Genomic DNA, 17,284 nt, shown 5'->3' with positions numbered 1-17,284 from the left:
TGCGGCGTGGCCGGTCACACGGGGTGCGGTACCGGCCACGCCACGTCGACGGTCAGGAGACCGTGCAGGCGGTCCCGTTGAGCGTGAAGGTCGCCGGCCTCGGGTTCGAGCCGGTGTGGGTGCCGTTGAAGCCGAAGCTCGTCGACGCCCCGGGCGCCAGCGTCCCGTTGTAGGACAGGTTCGTCGCGGTCACCGCCGTGCCCGTCTGGGTCACGTTCGCCGACCAGGCCTGCCCGACCTTCTGCCCGGTGTTGCCGAACGTGAACGCCAGCGTCCAGCCGTTGATCGCCGTGGTGCCGGTGTTGGCGACGGTGATGTTCGCGGTGAACCCGGTGTCCCAGGAGTTCGCCGTCCAGGTCACCGCGCAGGTGCCGCCGGCCGGCGGCGCGGTGGTGGTCACCGTGACGCCGGGCGAGGCGGGTGAGACGTTCCCGGCCGCGTCCACCGCCACCACCGTGAAGGTGTACGTGGTGGAGGCGGTCAGCCCGGTCACCGCCAGCGTGGTGCCGGTGGCGGTGCCGACCAGGACGTTCCCGCCCCGGTAGACGCGGTACCCGGTGACGCCCACCGCGTCGGTGGACGGACCCCAGGTCAGCGTCAGTCCGGTCGGGCCGATCGCGGAGGCGGTGGGGGTGCCCGGCGCGGTCGGCGGGGTGGTGTCGGGCGCCGGGCCGGCCGGCGTGGTGACGCTGACCGCAGCCGACGACGCGGATCGGTTGCCGGCGCCGTCGAGCGCCCGCACGGTGAACTGGTACGTCCGCTCGGGTGCCAACCCGGTCACGGTGAGGGTGGTGCCGGTCGAGGCGGTGACGACCGGGTCGGCGCCGGCCGAGGTACGGGTCACCTCGTACCCGGCCAGCCCGCTGCCACCGGTGTCGGTGGAGGCGGCCCAGGTCAGCGTTAGTCCGCTCGACGTGACGGCGGACGCGACAGGGGTGCCGGGCACCGAGGGCGCGGTGGTGTCCGGGGTGACCGGGCCGGGCTCCTCGCCCCAGACCCGTACGCCGCCGGAGTAGAGCGGCACCTTGCGGTTGGGCCCGGCGGTGGCCTGGTACGACGGGTCGTTGGTCGGGTCCCAGGTGCCGCCCTCCGGCACGCCGATCTTGAACTGCACCTCCATCCGGTGCTGGGACTGCCCGGCGGGCGCGATGGTGTAGCCGGTGCAGTCGACTTCGACGTACCAGATGTCGCCGGAGAACTGCTTCGCCGTCGACGGCGACGGGCAGCCCTGGGTGTAGCCGGGGGTGACGGTGACCGGTCCGGTGCCGTCGGGCCGGAAGAAGTACCGGAACTTTCCGGTGGTCAGCGCCCGGGCCGGGAACGCCGACTTGTTGTAGATGATCGCCTTCAGTCCGGTGGCGCGCGGCTCGGCCTGCATGACTGTGGTCTCCACGGTCATCTCGTCCATGTCGGGCGTCTCGGCGGACGGGAACCCGGCGCGCGGGCTGCCGCCGTACTCGTTGGCGAGCCGGGCCAGCGCGGAGGTGAAGCCGGCGTTGTAGTCGGTGGCCACCTCGTTCATCACGTAGTCGGACCGGCTGTCGGTGTACGCGTCGTTTGCCGATGACGGGCCGCCGACCAGCGCGCCGTAGAGCACGTGCCGGGTCTCGGTGGGCACGGTCTGGCTGTCCCACCAGGAGCCGTGCGCGGTGCGGTGGTGCGGGTTGCGCGGCGAGTTCGTGCCGAAGCCGATCTGGTAGCTGGAGTTGCGCGGGTTGTCGCCGAGCGCGTAGTTGATCTGCCGGACCGCGAAGTCGTGGTAGCGCGCCTTGCGCGTGGTGTCGGTGGTCTTGTCGCTGTAGACCAGCGCGGCGAACGCGGTGTTCGAGGCGTACCGCAGCGCGCCCCAGGAGTCGAGCACCGCCATCCCGCCGGGCGAGTACGGCACCCGCTGCCCGTTGACGCCCACCGTCCAGTAGTCCAGCCACCGGTTGGCGTCGTCGGCGTACTTCTGCTTGCCGGTCAGGTTGGCCAGCAGCACGTACGCGCCGAACTGCTTGTTGTCCCAGGCGATGGTCCACTTGTAGGAGCGGGTGGTGGACTGCGGCTCGGTGCCGAGCTTGTCGTACTCGCTCTCGGCCTTGGCCAGGTAGGTGGCGTCGCCGGTGGCCCGGTACAGCCAGATCGCGCCCCAGACCAGCTCGTCCTGGTAACCGCTCCACGACTTGTAGAAGCTCGTCGCGTCGGTGATGCACTCGTGGTAGCTCTTCCGCACCGTGTCGGCGAACGTGTAGAGCTGCTTGGCGTGGCCGAGCAGCTTGTCCGCGTAGGTCGCGTCGGTGGGGCGGAACACCATGGACGAGGCGGCCATAGCGGCCGCCGTCTCCCCCGCCAGGTCCGCGCCGCCGCAGCTCGCGTCGATCTTGTACGCGGGCCGCGCCATCGGCATCACCTCGGCCGGTCCCCACCACTTGTGGTCGTCGTCGCCCTTGCCGACCTGTCCGTAGAGGACGTTCGGCGCGGGGTGCGCCTTGACGAAGTAGTCGTTGACGAAGCGCAGGTTGTTCAGCAGGTGGGTGAGCTGCCCGGAGGCGACGTAGCCGTCGCGGTACTCGACCGCGCCCCAGGCCAGCATGGTGGCGCTGAACGCCATCGGGAAGCCGAACTTCACGTGGTCGCCGGCGTCGTACCAGCCGCCGGTGAGGTCGACGCCGACGTCGGCGCCGTCGGTGAGCGCCGAGTCGCCGCGCCAGGAGACGCGGTTCCACGAGGGCTTGGGGCCGGACTGCTGCGCCTCGTAGAAGAACAGCGACTTCTGCAACGCCTCGGCGTAGTTGAACGTGGCCGCGGCCTGCGCGGCGGGCACCTCGACGGCCGACGCGGGCGGCGCGGCGGCGACGGCCGTGGCCAGGCCGACGGCCAGCGCGGCGCCGGCGGCGAGCAACCGGCGCAGCCGCGACCGGCCTCCGGGCGGCGGTATCGGACGGGGCATGGCGAGCTCCTGTGGCTGGCGCCGCGCGGCAGCCGGAGCGGGGACGGCACTCGGGGCTCCGGCTGCCGCGAGGCAGTGGTGGTGGGGTGACCGCAGGAGCCTCGGGAGCGCTCCCATGGATAAGCGACAATGTAATGCGCGGGCAACATGTTGGGAAGGCCACCGTCGGCGGGGCCCGCTCGGCGTACCGACGGGTAACAAACGGGAGCTGGATCACACCATCGATGCAGCTCGATATCTAGCCGACTCGTTCCCAGCTCAGCGGCATCGCGGTGACGACGAACGCGCCGCGGACGACCCCGTCCGGGCCGCCGCCGTCCTGGCATACGAGCGTACGGTTGCCCGCCCGCTCGGCACCGCGCGACAGTACGCCTCACCTGCGGTGCCATCGACGCCGCCGCTCCCCGGACGACACTGAGGAGATCGCGATGGCTCTACGACTCGCCGAGGGCACCTCCTGGTCCGACACGCTCGCCCGAGCGGTGGCCGCCACCCCCGAGGCCTTCGACACCACCTCCGACGGCGTGCCCACGCTCCACAATCTCGTCCAGGGGCAGTGGCGCGCGCTCGGCACACCGGCGCCGGTCCGTACCCCTGTCGACAACACCGTCCTCATCCACCTGGCCCGGCTCGACGCCGAGGCCGCGCGCGGCGCGGTCGCCCACGCCGCGGCGGCGCACCGGGAGTGGGCGCAGACCCCGCTGGCCGAGCGCGTCGCCCGCGTCACCGACGCGCTGGACGCGCTCACCGGGCACCGCGACCTGCTCGCCCTGCTGCTGGTCTGGGAGATCGGCAAGCCGTGGCGGCTGGCCTGCGCCGACGTGGACCGGGCGCTGGACGGCGTGCGCTGGTACGTGGACGAGATCGAGCGGATGCTCGCCGACGGCCGGGAGCCGCTGCCCGGCCCGGTCAGCAACATCGCCTCCTGGAACTACCCGATGAGCGTGCTGGTGCACGCCGAGCTGGTGCAGTTGCTGGCCGGCAACGCGGTGATCGCCAAGACGCCGTCCCAGGGCGGCGCGGTCTGCCTCACCGTCGCCCACGCGCTGATGCGCCGTGCCGGACTGCCCGCCACCCTGCTGTCCGGCAGCGGCGAGGAACTGTCCGAGGTGCTCGTCCGCGCGCCGGAGATCGGCGCGGTGGCGTTCGTCGGCGGGCGCTCCAACGGCGGCAAGGTCGCCGCCGCGCTGCTCGACTGCGACAAGCGGCACTTCATCGAGCAGGAGGGCCTCAACGCCTGGGGCATCTGGAACTTCTCCCAGTGGGACTCGCTCGCCGCGCACCTGCGCAAGGGCTTCGAGTACGGCAAGCAGCGCTGCACCGCGTACCCCCGGTTCGTGGTCCAGCGCGACCTCGTCGACGAGTTCCTCGACACGTACCTGCCCGTGGTCCGCTCAATCCGCTTCGGCCACCCGCTCGCGGTCGACGAGACGTGGCGGGCCGGCGACCCGCTGCCGGAGCTGGACTTCGGTCCGCTGATCAGCGCCGCCAAGGCCGAGGAGCTGCGCCGCAAGGTCGAGGAGGCGGTACGCGGCGGCGCCGTACCGCTGCACCGGGGCAAGCTCGACGGCGCACCGTTCCTCGACGGGCAGGACACGTCCGCGTACGTCGCGCCCGCCGTGCTGCTGGCCCCGCCCGGCCGGTCCCGGCTGATGCACGCCGAGCCGTTCGGCCCGGTGGACACCATCGTGGTGGTGGACACCACCGACGAGCTGCTGGCCGCGATGAACGCCTCCAACGGCGCGCTCGTGGCGTCGCTGGCCTGCGACGACGAGGAGCTGGCCGGCAAGCTGGCGGTGGACCTGCAGGCGTTCAAGGTGGGCATCAACAAGCCCCGCTCCCGGGGCGACCGGGACGAGCCGTTCGGCGGCCGGGGCGCCTCCTGGAAGGGCGCGTTCGTCGGCGGCGACCTGCTGGTGCAGGCGGTGACGGTGGGCGGAGACGGCCGGCTCTACGGCAACTTCCCCGACTACAGCAGCTACCCCGCCACCTGATCCCCGCGAACACGGACGGGGCCCCCGCATCGGGGGCCCCGCCGTGTCACCGTCCCCCGCATCGGAGGTCGGTCCGGGTGGCGCGCGAACGCGCCGGTTGCGGCCCTCCGGCCGGACCCCTCGGGCGTGCCGCGCCGTTGCGGCTCACCTCCGTGGTCCGGCCGGACGGCCGTCAGCTCATCCCGGCCGCTGCGCCGGCACGACCGCGCCGGCACGCGCGCCGCTACCGGCCACCGCCGGTGCGCCGGTCACCGCGTCACCGCCGGACGCCGGCTCGCCCGTCGACGGCGCGGGAACCAGCGGAAGCGTCGCGGTCAGCACCGCGCCGTCGCGTTCCAACGCCACCGGCCGGTCCAGGCGGCGCAGCGTCCGCAGCATCGGGGTGTTCTCGGCCTGCACGTGCAGCAGCACCGCGGCGTACCCGGCCCGGTCGGCGTGGTCGAGCAGGCGGCGCAGCAGCGCCGAGCCCAGGCCGCGGCGCTGCCAGTCGTCGCGCACCAGCAGCGCCGCCTCGGCCTCGTCGCCCTCCCCGAGCAGGTTCGCCATCGCCACGACCGGCTCCGCCGCCCCGCCGGAGCCCGCCGTCGCGAGCAGGGTCACGCCCCGGACCGGCTCCAGCAGCCGGCGCAGCCGCGCCGGCGCCGGGTCGGCCGCCCCGCTCAGGTAACGCCGCTGCCGGCTGCGCGGCGAGCAGGCCGCGTGCAGCTCGCGTACGCCGGGCACGTCCTCGGCCGTCGCCGCGCGCACGGACACCTCCCCGCCGTCGGGCAGCACCAGCGTGACCCGTTCGGTGTCCCGGCGGGCCAGCATCGCCGCCAGCTCGACCACTGCCTGCGCCCGGGCGTACTCGGCCGGGGTGAAGCTCGGCTCCCGGCGGCACAGCTCGTACGCCCCGCCCGACGGGTCCGCGAGCGCCATGGTCGTGCCGCCCACCCCGCCCGGCGCGGTGGCCGGCGTCGGACGCCAGGTCACGGTGTCGGCGCCGAGCAGCGTGCGCAGCGCCGCGCCGGTCGCCTCCGGGTCACGGGCCAGCCGTCCGGCGAGCCCGAGCACCCGGGTCGGCTCGTCGGCCAGCCCGCGCGCCTCGCTGCGCGCGACCCAGCAGTCCCGGCCCCGGCCGCGCTCCACGGCGGCCCGCAGCTCCGCCTCGGTGACCTGCTCGGGCGCGTCGGCCAGGAAGTCGTCGACCGCGCCGGCCTCGGTGGTGTGCACCTGCACGCTGAGGATGTTGACCCCGCGCAACGCGAGGCTCGCCGTGAGCACCGACAGGTAACCCGGCCGGTCGTCCACGGTGGCTCGGATCCGCCACAGCGCCATGGTTGTCTCCCTTCCTCGGCACCGACCATGCCGTGCCCCTGTTGCGGGCCCGTTGCCCCGGGGTGACGCGGCCCGTCCGGTCAGGTGACGGTGGTCACGGGTGGCGTGCCGACCAGGTCCAGCCGGTCGCCGAGGATCACCGCGCCGGCGCGGACGATCTGGGCGAGCCGGTCCACCTCGGTGGAGTGGAACCCGGCCGCGGCCAGTGGCTCGCTGTGGTCGCGGGCGACCACCAGCACCAGGCCGGCCCGGCCGAACGGCGCGACCGCGTAGTGGTGCCCCTCCGGGCTGGTCATGGCCCGCGCCCGCAGCGGGGTCACCTCCGGCAGCCGGGGCGGCGCCGGGGCCCGCCAGCTCGCGTGCCCGATCGCGGCGACGCCCGCCTCGCCACTGCGCGAGGCCCAGTCCAGGGGTACGACGGCGGCCACCGCCCAGTCGGCGGCGAGCAGCCCGGGTGCCGCGTCGACGAGCGTGGCCACCCCGTCGGCCGGGTTGGCGGCCACCTGGGCGAGCAGTTCCGCGTCCTGCCCGGTGGTGGTGGGCGCGCCGATCGCCCGCCACACGCCGTCCACCCGCACGCCGGGGATCGCGGCCAGCCCGGCGAGCATCCGCTCCACCCGCGCCGCGCCCGGCCACACCACAGTGAAGTCGTCCACCGCCCGGCCGCCGAGCCGTTCCAGGACCACCACCTGCACGATGTCGGCGCCGGAGACGCCGAGTGTCCGGGCCACCTGGCCGAGCGTGCCCGGACGGTCCGGCAGGGTCACCCGAACTCTCAGCAGCATGTCTGATCCCCTCCGCTCGGCGGGCCGGCCGAGCGGCCGGCAGGCTGGGGCCCAGCCTGCCGGTTGACCATTTCGCCCCTGTTGCAGCGGCATGTCCCGCCGGGAAAACCCCGACCTTGACAACAAAGCTGAGCTGCCATCAACTAATCGGATGACCGATCCGGCCGCCGCTGCCCGGCTCTCGGCCGGCTCGGCACCCCGCGGGCTCGACCTCGACCGGCTCGCCACCTACCTGGCCGCGCACCGGCCGGACCTGACCGGCCCCCTGTCGGCGCGGCTGATCGCCGGCGGCAAGTCCAACCTCACCTACCTGCTGCGCGCCGGTGACCGCGAGGTGGTGCTGCGCCGGCCACCGCTGGGGCACGTGCTGGCCACCGCGCACGACATGGCCCGGGAGCACCGGGTGATCTCGGCGCTCGCGCCGACCGGCGTACCGGTGCCGGAGGCGCTGGCGCTCTGCGCCGACGAGAGCGTCATCGGCGCGCCGTTCTACCTGATGGCGAAGGTCGACGGCGAGGTCTACCGGCGGCGCGAGCAGACCGACACGCTCACCGCCGCCCAGCGGCGCGACCTCGCCATGGCGATGATGGACACGCTCGCCACGCTGCACCGGGTCGAGCCGGCCGAGGTCGGGCTGGCCGACTTCGGCCGTCCGGAGGGCTACCTGGCCCGGCAGGTACGCCGCTGGGCCGGCCAGCTCGACAGGTCCCGCAGCCGGCCGCTGCCCGGCATCGACGAGCTGCGCGACGCGCTGGCCGCCAGCGTGCCCGAGGGCGCGAACGCGGGCCGGATCGTGCACGGCGACTACCGGCTGGACAACCTGCTCGCCACCGTCGACCCGCCGGCGGTGCGGGCGGTGCTCGACTGGGAGATGGCCACGCTCGGCGACCCGCTGGCCGACCTCGGGCTGCTGCTGACGTACTGGGACGTGCTCGGCGACAGCGACCACGGCGAGGGCAACCCGGTGGCCGACGGCATCGGGCCGCGCGCCGGGTTCCCCACCGGGGCCGAGCTGATCGAGCGGTACGCCGGGCGCAGCGACGTCGACGTCGGCCCGCTGCACTGGCACGTGGCGCTCGGCTGTTTCAAGCTCGCGGTGATCTGCGAGGGCATCCACTACCGGCACACGCTCGGCCAGACCCTGGGCGAGGGCTTCGACCGGATCGGCGACATGGTGGCGCCGCTCGTGGCACACGGGCTGCACGCGGTGAGGGAGAGCTAGATGGAGTTCGCGTACGACGACCGGACGGTCGAGCTGCGGCAACGGCTGGAGGCGTTCCTCACCGAGTGCGTGTACCCGGCCGAGCCGGTGCACCACGAGCAGGTGCTCGCGGCCGGCGACCCGTGGGCCCGCCCGCCGGTGATGGCGGAGCTGAAGGCGCAGGCGCGCGAGCGCGGGCTGTGGAACCTGTTCCTGCCCGACGCCCGCTACGGCGCCGGCCTGACCAACCTGCAGTACGCGCCCCTGGCCGAGCTGACCGGCCGCAGCCCGCACCTGGCCCCGGAGGCGCTCAACTGCGCCGCGCCGGACACCGGCAACATGGAGCTGCTCGCCGAGTTCGGCTCCGAGGAGCAGCGCAAGCAGTGGCTCATGCCGCTGCTCGCCGGGGAGATCCGGTCCGCGTTCTGCATGACCGAGCCGGAGGTGGCCTCCTCCGACGCGACGAACATCGGCACCCGGATCACCCGCGACGGCGACCACTACGTGATCAACGGCCGCAAGTGGTGGTCGTCCGGGGCGATGGACCCGCGCTGCGAGATCTTCATCGTGATGGGCAAGACCGACCCGGACGCCGACCGGCACCGCCAGCAGAGCATGATCCTGGTGCCCCGGGACACCCCCGGCGTGACGGTACGCCGCGGCATGCGCGTCTTCGGCTACAGCGACGCCCCGCACGGCGGGCACGCCGAGATCGACTTCTCCGACGTACGGGTGCCGGTCGAGAACCTGGTCGGCGAGGAGGGCACCGGGTTCGCCATCGCCCAGGCCCGGCTCGGCCCCGGCCGGATCCACCACTGCATGCGCCTGATCGGCATGGCCGAGCGGGCCCTGGAGCTGCTCTGCCGGCGCGTGCTCGACCGGGTCGCGTTCGGCCGCCCGCTCGCCGAACAGGGCGTGGTACGCGAGTGGATCGCCGAGTCGCGGGTCCGGATCGAGCAGGCCCGCCTGCTGGTGCTCAAGACCGCGTGGCTGATGGACACCGTCGGCAACAAGGGCGCGCACACCGAGATCCAGGCCATCAAGATCGCCACGCCGCTGATGGCCGAGTGGGTGATCGACAAGGCGATCCAGGCGCACGGCGGAGCCGGGGTCAGCCAGGACACCCCACTGGCCGAGCTGTGGGCGGCGGCCCGCACGCTGCGCCTGGCCGACGGCCCCGACGAGGTGCACCGCGCCTCGCTGGCCCGCCGGGAGCTGCGCCGCTATTCCTGACCGGCTCCCGCCGGGCGTGGTCAGGCGGAGGCGCGGTGGATCAGCTCGGTGTCCAGCAGCACGTGCGGCGAGGGAACCTCCTCGCCGCGGATGCGGGAGACCAGCAGCCGGGCCATCTGCCGGCCCATCTCCTCCACCGGCTGGAACACGGTGGTCAGCGGCGGCTCGGCCTGACGCGCGATCGGGGCGTCGTCGAAGCCGATCACCGCGACGTCCTCCGGCACCCGGCGGCCCGCCTCGCGCAGCGCGCGCAACGCGCCGAACGCCATCAGGTCGGAGGCGACGAACACGGCGTCCAGTTCCGGGCAGACGTCCAGCAGCCGGCGCATCGCGGCGGTGCCGCTGCCCTCGCTGAAGTCCCCGTACGCGATCAGGCCCGGGTCGATCCGGCCGCCGGACGCCCGGACGGCCTCCTGGTAGCCGGAGAGCCGGGCCAGGCCGGCGCCCATGTCCTGCGGGCCGGCGATGGTGGCGACCCGCCGGCGGCCCTGGCGGAACAGGTGCTCCACCGCCTGCCGCGCGCCGCCGACGTTGTCCATGTCGACGAACCACGCCGGCTGGGCGTTCGGGTGCAGCATCCGCGCCGGGCGGCCGCCGAGCACAGTCGGCAGGCCGCGCTCCTCCAGCAGCGTGGGCAGCGGGTCGGCGTCGTGCAGCGAGAGCAGGAGCACGCCGTCGACGTGCTGGTTGGTCAGGTGGTGCTCGACCCGTTCCCGCTCGATCGGCGACTGCACCATGGCCAGCCAGAGCTGCATCGGCGTCTCGACCAGCCCGGAGCTGACGCCCCGCACGATGGCCGCGAAGAACGGCTCGGTGAAGACCCGCTCCCCCGACTCGGAGACGACCAGGGCCACCGAGTCGGTCCGCTGGGTGACCAGCGCACGGGCGGCGCGGTTCGGCACGTACCCCAGCTCGGCGATGGCCTGCTGGACGGCGGCCCGGGCCTCCGGGCTGACCTGCGGCGAGCCGTTGACCACGCGGGAGACAGTGCCGCGCCCGACGCCGGCGCGGGCCGCGACCGCGTCGAGGGTCGGACGCCCGAGCGAGCGGGTGCGCTGCGTTGTCATCGTCTGTTGCTCCTCCGACGGTCGGGCGGGCCCGGCACCGATTGAGGCGTCGGCGCCGGGCCGCCCGTTACTGGCTGGCCCAGCTTATTGTGCGGGCAGTCCGTTGCGTCGGATCACGTCGGCGTACCACCTGGCGCTGGACTTCGCGATCCGGGCCTGGCTGTCGTAGTCGACATAGACCATGCCGAACCGCTTCGTGTAGCCCCAGGCCCACTCGAAGTTGTCCATCAGCGACCAGGCGAAGTAGCCCTTGAGCGGCACGCCGGCCTCGATCGCGGCGTGCGCCGCCCGCAGGTGCGCGGCGAAGTAGGCCAGCCGGTCCGGGTCGTCCACCCGGCCGTCGACCAGCTCGTCGACGAACGCCGAGCCGTTCTCGGTGACGTAGAGCGGCAGGTCGGTGTACTCCCGGTGGACCCGCTCCAGCGTCTCCACCAGGCCCGGGGCGTCGATCTCCCAGTCCATGTCCGTCACCGGGACACCCCGGGTGACGAACCGGACGTCCTCGCTGCCCGGCCAGCAGGACGGCGCCCGCCAGTAGGGCTCCGGCTCCGCGCCCTCGACCGGCGCGGCGACCACGTGCCGGCTGTAGTAGTTGATCCCGACCATGTCCAGCGGCGTGGCGATGGTCGCCAGGTCACCGTCGCGCACGTGCCCCATGTCGGTGATCTGGCGCACGTCGGCGACCAGGTCCGCCGGGTACGCCCCGCGCAGCACCGGGTCGAGGAAGAACCGGTTCGCCAGCGCGTCGATCCGGCGGGCCGCGTCGGCGTCCGCCGCCGAGTCGGTCGCCGGGGTGACCGGGTACAGGTTGACGGTGATCCCGAGCTGCGCGTCCGGGCGGACCGCGCGGACCGCCTGCACGGCCAGGCCGTGACCGAGCATCAGGTGGTGCCCGGCCCGCAGCGCGTCCGCGCCGTCGCGGCGGCCCGGCGCGTGCACGCCGGAGCCGTAGCCGAGGAACGCCGAGCACCACGGCTCGTTCAGCGTGGTGAAGTACTTCACGCGGTCGCCGAGCGCGTCGGCGACCAGATGCGCGTACTCGGCGAACCGGCCGGCGGTGTCCCGGGCCGGCCAGCCGCCCGCGTCCTCCAGCGGCTGCGGCAGGTCCCAGTGGTAGAGCGTCAGCCAGGGCTCGATGCCGTGGCCGAGCAGCTCGTCGATCAGGCGGCGGTAGAAGTCCATGCCCTCCTGGTTGACGCCGCCCGTGCCGCCCGGCTGCACCCGCGGCCAGCTCACCGAGAAGCGGTACGACCGCAGCCCCAGGTCGGCCATCAACCGCACGTCGTCCGGCATCCGGTGGTAGTGGTCGCACGCCACGTCGCCGGTGTGCCCGGCCACCGTCCGCCCCTCGGTGTGGCTGAAGGTGTCCCAGATCGACGGCGCACGGCCACCCTCCGCCGCCGCGCCCTCGATCTGGTACGCGGCGGTGGCCGCGCCCCAGAGGAAGTCCGGCGGGAAGGTCAGGGCCGGACCGGCGTCGAGGAGACCGACGGCGGGCGGGCTTGCTGGATTGCTCACGACTTGACGGCGCCTTCCATGATGCCGCCGATGATCTGGCGGCCGAACAGAACGAACACGACGAACAGGGGCAGGGTCGCGATCAACGTACCGGCGAAGATCTGCGAGTTGTCGGCGAAGTAGGCGGTGTTGAGGCTGCGCAGCGAGATCTGGACGGTCGGGTTGGACGGGTCCGCCAGCACCACGAACGGCCAGAAGAACTGGTTCCACTGCTCCATGAAGGTCAGCAGACCCAGCACCGCGGCGGCCGGACGCAGCGCGGGCGCCACCACGTGCCAGTACACCCGCCAGGTGGAACAGCCGTCCACCCGGGCCGCCTCGATCAGCTCGTTCGGTACCGCCTGCTCGGCGTACTGGCGCATCATGAAGATGCCGAAGCCGCCGATCAGGAACGGAACGGTCACCGACGGCATGGTGTTCAGCCAGTCGAGCTTGGCCATCAGGATGTACAGCGGCAGCACGCCGAGCTGGATCGGCACCATCATCGAGGTGAGGATGATCAGCAGCAGCGCGTTCTTGCCCCGGAAGCGCAGCTTGGCGAACGCGAAGCCGGCCAGCGAGCCGAAGAACACCGTCGCGACGGTGATCGTCCCGGCGACCAGGAACGAGTTCATCAGGCCCTTGAGGATGTTGGCGTCGCTGTTGGCGAGCACCCGCTCGATGTTCTCGCCGAGCTTGCCGCCGGGCAGGAACGGCGGCGGCCAGGAGTTGGCCGCGTCGTTCGTCCGGCTGGCGATCACGATCATCCAGTAGAACGGGAACAGGGAGAGCAGCACGCCGAAGATCAGGCCGATCATGGTGAGCGGGCTGGCTTTCCAGAGCCGCTCGGCCCGGTGGGTGGTCTTCACCGGCGCGCTGTGCCGGGTGGGCGGGCGGACCGCGGTGGTCGTCATCTCGTCACCTCACTTGTCGGAGCTGATGCGGCGGGCGAGCAGGTAGTTGATCGCCGACATCAACGCGATGAGCACGAAGAGCACGAGCGCGACCGCTCCGGCGTACCCCCACCGGAAGCGCTGGTTCATCACGTCGAGCAGGTACATCGTGATGGTCTGGAACTGCCCCTCCGAACCACCGGAGAGACCGCCCGAGCCGCTGGTGAACAGCAGGGGCTCGGTGAACAGCTGAAGGCCGCCGATGGTGGAGATGATCAGCGTGAAGATGATCGTGGGGCGCAGCTGCGGGACCGTGATCGACCAGAACTGCCGCCGCCGGGAGGCGCCGTCCAGCGCCGCGGCCTCGTACATGTCCTTGCTGATCGACTGCATGGCGGCGAGGTAGATCAGCGCGTTGTAGCCGACCCACCGCCAGTCGACCATGGTGGAGATGGCGAACCATGAGGCGAAGCGGTTCGCCCGCCAGTCGATCGGGTCCAGGCCGATGCTGTCGAGCAGCCAGTTGACCAGGCCGAAGTCCTTGGCGTAGAGCATCGAGAAGATCAGCGCGACCACGGCGGTCGAGGTGATGATCGGCATCGCGATGGCCATCCGGAAGAACGTCTGCGCGCGCAGCTTCCGGTTCAGCGCGTTGGCGAGCATCAGCGCCAGCAGCAACTGGGGCACTGTGGAGAGCGCGAACATGCCGAACGTGTTGACCACCGCGTTCCAGAACTGCGGGTCCTCGGTGATCAGTTCGACGAAGTTGTCCATCCCGACGAAGGAGATCGTCGGGTTCAGCGGCGACCGGTCGGTCAGCGCGATCCAGACCGTGTACGCGATCGGGTACACGCCGAACACGGCGAAGATCACGAAGAACGGCAGGACGTACAGGTAGGGCGAGTACTTCAGGTCCAGCCGGGTCATCGAGGCGGCGCGGCGGCGTGTGTGACGTGCGGAGCGCGGCGCGCCGGGCTCGGGCGGCGCCGCGGCGTGCAGGTCGAGGCTCATGGGGAGTCCTTCTCCTCGGCCGGCGTCACCCGCCACACGGGCGACGCCGGACTCTGCGGGCACCGCGGGTGGCGCCGGCAGCATGGGCTGCCGACGCCACCCGCGGGCGGCTCAACCGGTCACTTACCGGCGGCCGCACCGTTCTTCAGGGCCGCCTGCCACTGCTCGCCGGCCGACTTGCCCTGCTCCACGGCGCGCAGCGTGTTCTCCACGGCGGTGCGGACCGCGTTGTTCTTCGGGCCGAGGTAGACCGGCTTCAGCTCGGTCGCGCCGGCGGCGAAGATCTTGCCGACCGGGGCCTTGCTGAAGTAGTCGTTGGTCGAGTCGGCGACGGCCGGGTCGGTGAGCGCCTGCGGGTTCGACGGCAGGTTGCCGACCGCCTTGTACGCGCCGATCTGACCCTTGGCGCTGGTCAGGAACTTGGCCAGCTCCGCGGCCTCCTTCTGGTGCTTGCTCGACTTCGGCACGCCCAGGAAGGAACCGCCCCAGTTGCCACCGGCGCCCGGCGCCTTGGCGATGTCCCACTTGCCGGCCGCCGCGTCACCGGCCTGGCCCTTGATGACACCGGTCATCCAGGCGGGGCAGGCGATGGTGGCGAAGGTGCCGTTCTTGAAGCCGGCGTTCCACTCGTTGGAGAACGACTGGAGGTTGTTGGACAGCCCGGCGGCGATCATCTTGGTGGTGAGGTCGTACGCCGTCTTCACGTCCGGGTTCTGGTCGATGACCATCTTGTTGCTCTTGTCGTAGTACGTGTAGCCGCTGCCCTGGCCCGCGACCTGCATCAGCACCACGTTGTAGAAGTTGGTCGCCGAGTCGACGAACTTGTGCTTCTTGTCCGCGGCGGCGAACTTCTGGCCGGTGGCGATGAACTCGTCCCAGGTCGGCCAGAGCGCGCCGACCTGCTCGCGGTCGGTGGGCAGCCCGGCGGCCTTGAACAGGTCGCTGCGGTAGCACAGCGCCATCGAGCCGACGTCGGTGCCGAGGCCCAGCACCTTGCCGTCGGGGGTGGTGCCCTGCTCCCACTTCCACGGCAGGAAGTTGCCCTTGAGGTCGTTCGCGCCGTGGTCGGCGAGGTTCACGAACTTGTCGGCCTGGGCGTAGAACTGGACGATGGTGCCCTCTTCCAGGGCCACCACGTCACCGGCGCCCGAGCCCGCGGTGATCTGCTGGGTCAGACGGGTGTTGTAGTCACCGAGGCCGAGACCCTTGCCCCGCTCCTGGATCTTGACGTTCGTGTGCTCCGCTTCGTACTGCTTGTACAGCTCTTCGTAGCCGAAGCCCTGGTCGCCGAAGACGTCGACGACCAGCGTGATCGGGCCGTCGCCGCTGCCGCTGTCGCCGCTGTCCGAGTCGTCGCCGCAGGCGGCGGTGGTGCCGAGCACGACGACGGACGCGAGCGCGATGGCCGCGAACCGCCGACGACGGATTGGGACGCTCATCCGAGACCCCTCTTTCGGTGGTGAGGCGATATCTGCTGTGTGGTGGGGGGTGCGTTGCGCGCGGGCCGGAGCGGGGCAGGAGGGAGATCCGCACCACTCTCGGGAGCGCTCCCATGAGGTTGCCGGGAGGTGACAGGGGTGTCAATAGACCGTTGGGAGCGTTCCCATTTCGTTACCGCGCCGCTGGCGACCCCTCCTCGGAGCCCGCGATCAGCGGCGCGCGGACGGCGCGATCAGCAGCAGCGGCGCAGCAGGACGGTGGCGCGGCCGGCGTCGAACGCGGCCGGATCGAACGCCGGGCCGGCCCACTCGCGCATCGTCACGTGTTCCGGGTGCGCCGGGTCGGCGAGCGCCGCGAGCAGGACCGCGTACCCGGCCGGGCCGCCCACGTCCTCCGGCGGGCAGGCCCGCTCCCCGTCCAGGCAGACCGGGTAACGCTCGTCCGGGTCGGCGGCGCAGCAGTCCTCGACCACCAGGTCGTGCTCCCACCAGTCCCCGAAGTCGTAGGTGTAGCGGAACCGGTCGCCCTTGCCCACTACCGTGTCCAGCCGGACGTCCAGTTCGTCGCGCAGCGCCAGCTCGCCGTCCGGGTCGGGTTCGCCGTACTGCCGGCCGTCCACGTCGAACGAGTGCAGGTGGCAGTCGCGCCAGCCCATCGCGTGCTGGATCACCCGGTGCAGCCGGTCCAGCGTGTAGCCGCCGGGCACCAGCACCCGCCGCCACACCGGCGGCCGGACCCCGGCCAGCGACACCATGAGCTGGAAGATCTGACGCGACACGACGTCCCATCCTTCCTCGGCATAGGCTGCCTGCATGATCTGCCGAGCCTGCCGGGAACGGCGGCACGACGACTGTCCTGGCCGGAAGTGGTGCGACTGCCAGCACCGTACCCCCGAACCCACCCCTCCGGTCACCGGTCCGGCCGGCGAATGAGCGTCGGAACCCCGATCGAACGGATCTGGCCCGCACCCGTCACCGGCGCGCTGACCGATCCGGAACTCACCGCGCTCTACGGCCGGGCGGCCCGCCCGCACCTGCGGGTCAACTTCGTCGCCAGCGCCGACGGGGCGGTCACTCTGGACGGCTACTCCGCCGGGCTCTCCGGCGAGCCGGACAAGCGGGTCTTCGGGCTGCTGCGGATGCTCTGCGACGCTCTCGTGGTGGCCGCCGGCACGCTGCGGCACGAGGGCTACCGGGCGGTCCGGCTGAGCCCGGAACGCCGGGCCTGGCGCCGCGAACGCGGGCTGGCCGAGTTCCCGACGCTCGTGGTCGTCTCCGGCTCACTCGACCTCGACCCGGCCCAGGCCGCGTTCGCCGACGCCCCGGTCCGGCCGATCGTGCTCACCCACGCCGACGCCGTACCGCCGCCCGGCCTCACCGACGTCGCCGACCTGGTCCGCTGTGGCACCGGCCCGGTCACCAGCACCGACCGGGTCGACGGCAGCGGCCGGGTCGACTTGGCCGTGGGCCTGGCGGAGCTGCGCCGCCGAGGGCTGGACCAACTGCTCTGCGAGGGCGGCCCGCACCTGTTCGGCGCGCTCACCGCCGCCGACCTGGTCGACGAGCTGTGCCTGACCGTGGCGCCGCTGCTCGCCGGCGCCGGCCCGGGCCGGATCACCGCCGGGGACGCCAGCCCGCCCCGGCACCTGCCGCTGCGCCACGTGCTGGCCGCCGCCGACGGAGTGCTCATGTTGCGGTACGCCCGCGACCCCGCCGACCCCACACCCGCCGGATCCGCCCCCGCCGCCTGACCAGCTCCCGGCTCCCGGCTCCCGGCTCCCGGCTCCCGGCTCCCGGCTCCCGGCTCCCGGCTCCCGGCTCCCGGCTCCCGGCTCCCGAGATCTTGGTACCAAACGGCCCCTATGAGGGCGCTCTCGTACCAAGATCTCCGAGCGTCCCGGAGAGCGGGACGTGG

General features: G+C 72.6%; 13 protein-coding genes. 4 read left to right on the top strand and 9 right to left on the bottom strand.

Features of this window, described 5'->3' with window-relative positions:
* Positions 1 to 52: 52 nt before the first annotated feature.
* Complete coding sequence (locus tag J3R08_RS07975) at positions 53 to 2,932, bottom strand: glycoside hydrolase family 9 protein (RefSeq protein WP_209960533.1); 2,880 nt, start codon at positions 2,930 to 2,932, stop codon at positions 53 to 55.
* Positions 2,933 to 3,360: 428 nt separating this feature from the next.
* Here J3R08_RS07975 and J3R08_RS07970 point away from each other — a divergent pair, with 428 nt between their 5' ends.
* Positions 3,361 to 4,926: an aldehyde dehydrogenase family protein gene (locus J3R08_RS07970; protein ID WP_113973399.1), complete on the top strand. Its 1,566-nt coding sequence runs from the start codon at positions 3,361 to 3,363 to the stop codon at positions 4,924 to 4,926.
* Positions 4,927 to 5,103: 177 nt separating this feature from the next.
* On the opposite strand, the gene J3R08_RS07965 is transcribed toward J3R08_RS07970, so the two are convergent.
* Both J3R08_RS07965 and J3R08_RS07960 read right to left on the bottom strand, forming a co-directional pair.
* The gene (locus tag J3R08_RS07965) at positions 5,104 to 6,243 is read right to left on the bottom strand and encodes a GNAT family N-acetyltransferase (RefSeq protein ID WP_245254685.1); all 1,140 of its coding nucleotides are present in this window, start codon (positions 6,241 to 6,243) and stop codon (positions 5,104 to 5,106) included.
* An 80-nt stretch (positions 6,244 to 6,323) separates the two neighbouring features.
* A complete protein-coding gene (locus J3R08_RS07960) occupies positions 6,324 to 7,028 on the bottom strand; it encodes an amino acid-binding protein (RefSeq protein WP_069089404.1) in 705 nt (234 codons plus the stop codon).
* Between the two features lie 151 nt (positions 7,029 to 7,179).
* Between J3R08_RS07960 and J3R08_RS07955 the strand changes: the two genes are divergently transcribed.
* Complete coding sequence (locus tag J3R08_RS07955) at positions 7,180 to 8,250, top strand: phosphotransferase family protein (RefSeq protein ID WP_166455432.1); 1,071 nt, start codon at positions 7,180 to 7,182, stop codon at positions 8,248 to 8,250.
* Complete coding sequence (locus J3R08_RS07950) at positions 8,251 to 9,462, top strand: acyl-CoA dehydrogenase family protein (RefSeq protein ID WP_113973401.1); 1,212 nt, start codon at positions 8,251 to 8,253, stop codon at positions 9,460 to 9,462.
* 20 nt (positions 9,463 to 9,482) lie between these two features.
* Here the strand turns inward: J3R08_RS07950 and J3R08_RS07945 are convergent, their stop codons facing one another.
* The 6 genes from J3R08_RS07945 to J3R08_RS07920 form a co-directional block, all read right to left on the bottom strand.
* The gene (locus J3R08_RS07945; RefSeq protein ID WP_043325601.1) at positions 9,483 to 10,529 is read right to left on the bottom strand and encodes a LacI family DNA-binding transcriptional regulator; all 1,047 of its coding nucleotides are present in this window, start codon (positions 10,527 to 10,529) and stop codon (positions 9,483 to 9,485) included.
* 84 nt (positions 10,530 to 10,613) lie between these two features.
* Positions 10,614 to 12,047, bottom strand: a complete 1,434-nt coding sequence (locus tag J3R08_RS07940; RefSeq protein WP_043325603.1) for a GH1 family beta-glucosidase — start codon at positions 12,045 to 12,047, stop codon at positions 10,614 to 10,616.
* Positions 12,044 to 12,844, bottom strand: coding sequence for a carbohydrate ABC transporter permease (locus J3R08_RS07935; protein WP_197494916.1), 801 nt, complete (start codon positions 12,842 to 12,844; stop codon positions 12,044 to 12,046). The genes J3R08_RS07940 and J3R08_RS07935 overlap by 4 nt, the downstream gene beginning before the upstream one ends.
* A 105-nt stretch (positions 12,845 to 12,949) precedes the next feature.
* A complete protein-coding gene (locus tag J3R08_RS07930) occupies positions 12,950 to 13,930 on the bottom strand; it encodes a carbohydrate ABC transporter permease (RefSeq protein ID WP_043325606.1) in 981 nt (326 codons plus the stop codon).
* Between the two features lie 119 nt (positions 13,931 to 14,049).
* The gene (locus J3R08_RS07925; protein WP_043325608.1) at positions 14,050 to 15,369 is read right to left on the bottom strand and encodes an ABC transporter substrate-binding protein; all 1,320 of its coding nucleotides are present in this window, start codon (positions 15,367 to 15,369) and stop codon (positions 14,050 to 14,052) included.
* Positions 15,370 to 15,602: 233 nt separating this feature from the next.
* Entirely contained in the window at positions 15,603 to 16,148 is a 546-nt protein-coding gene (locus tag J3R08_RS07920) for a plasmid pRiA4b ORF-3 family protein (protein WP_187693783.1), read from the bottom strand.
* Between the two features lie 150 nt (positions 16,149 to 16,298).
* Here J3R08_RS07920 and J3R08_RS07915 point away from each other — a divergent pair, with 150 nt between their 5' ends.
* Positions 16,299 to 17,120 carry a pyrimidine reductase family protein gene (locus J3R08_RS07915; RefSeq protein WP_209960531.1) on the top strand — a complete coding sequence of 274 codons (822 nt, stop codon included), beginning with the start codon at positions 16,299 to 16,301 and terminating at the stop codon, positions 17,118 to 17,120.
* The last annotated feature ends 164 nt before the right edge of the window (positions 17,121 to 17,284 follow it).

The organism is Micromonospora sp. HB375, assembly GCF_017872985.1.
In the GTDB taxonomy this organism is placed as follows: Bacteria; Actinomycetota; Actinomycetes; order Mycobacteriales; family Micromonosporaceae; genus Micromonospora; species Micromonospora chalcea.
Note: the sequence above shows the minus strand (reverse complement) of the source record. Positions and strands in the feature narration are given on the sequence as shown.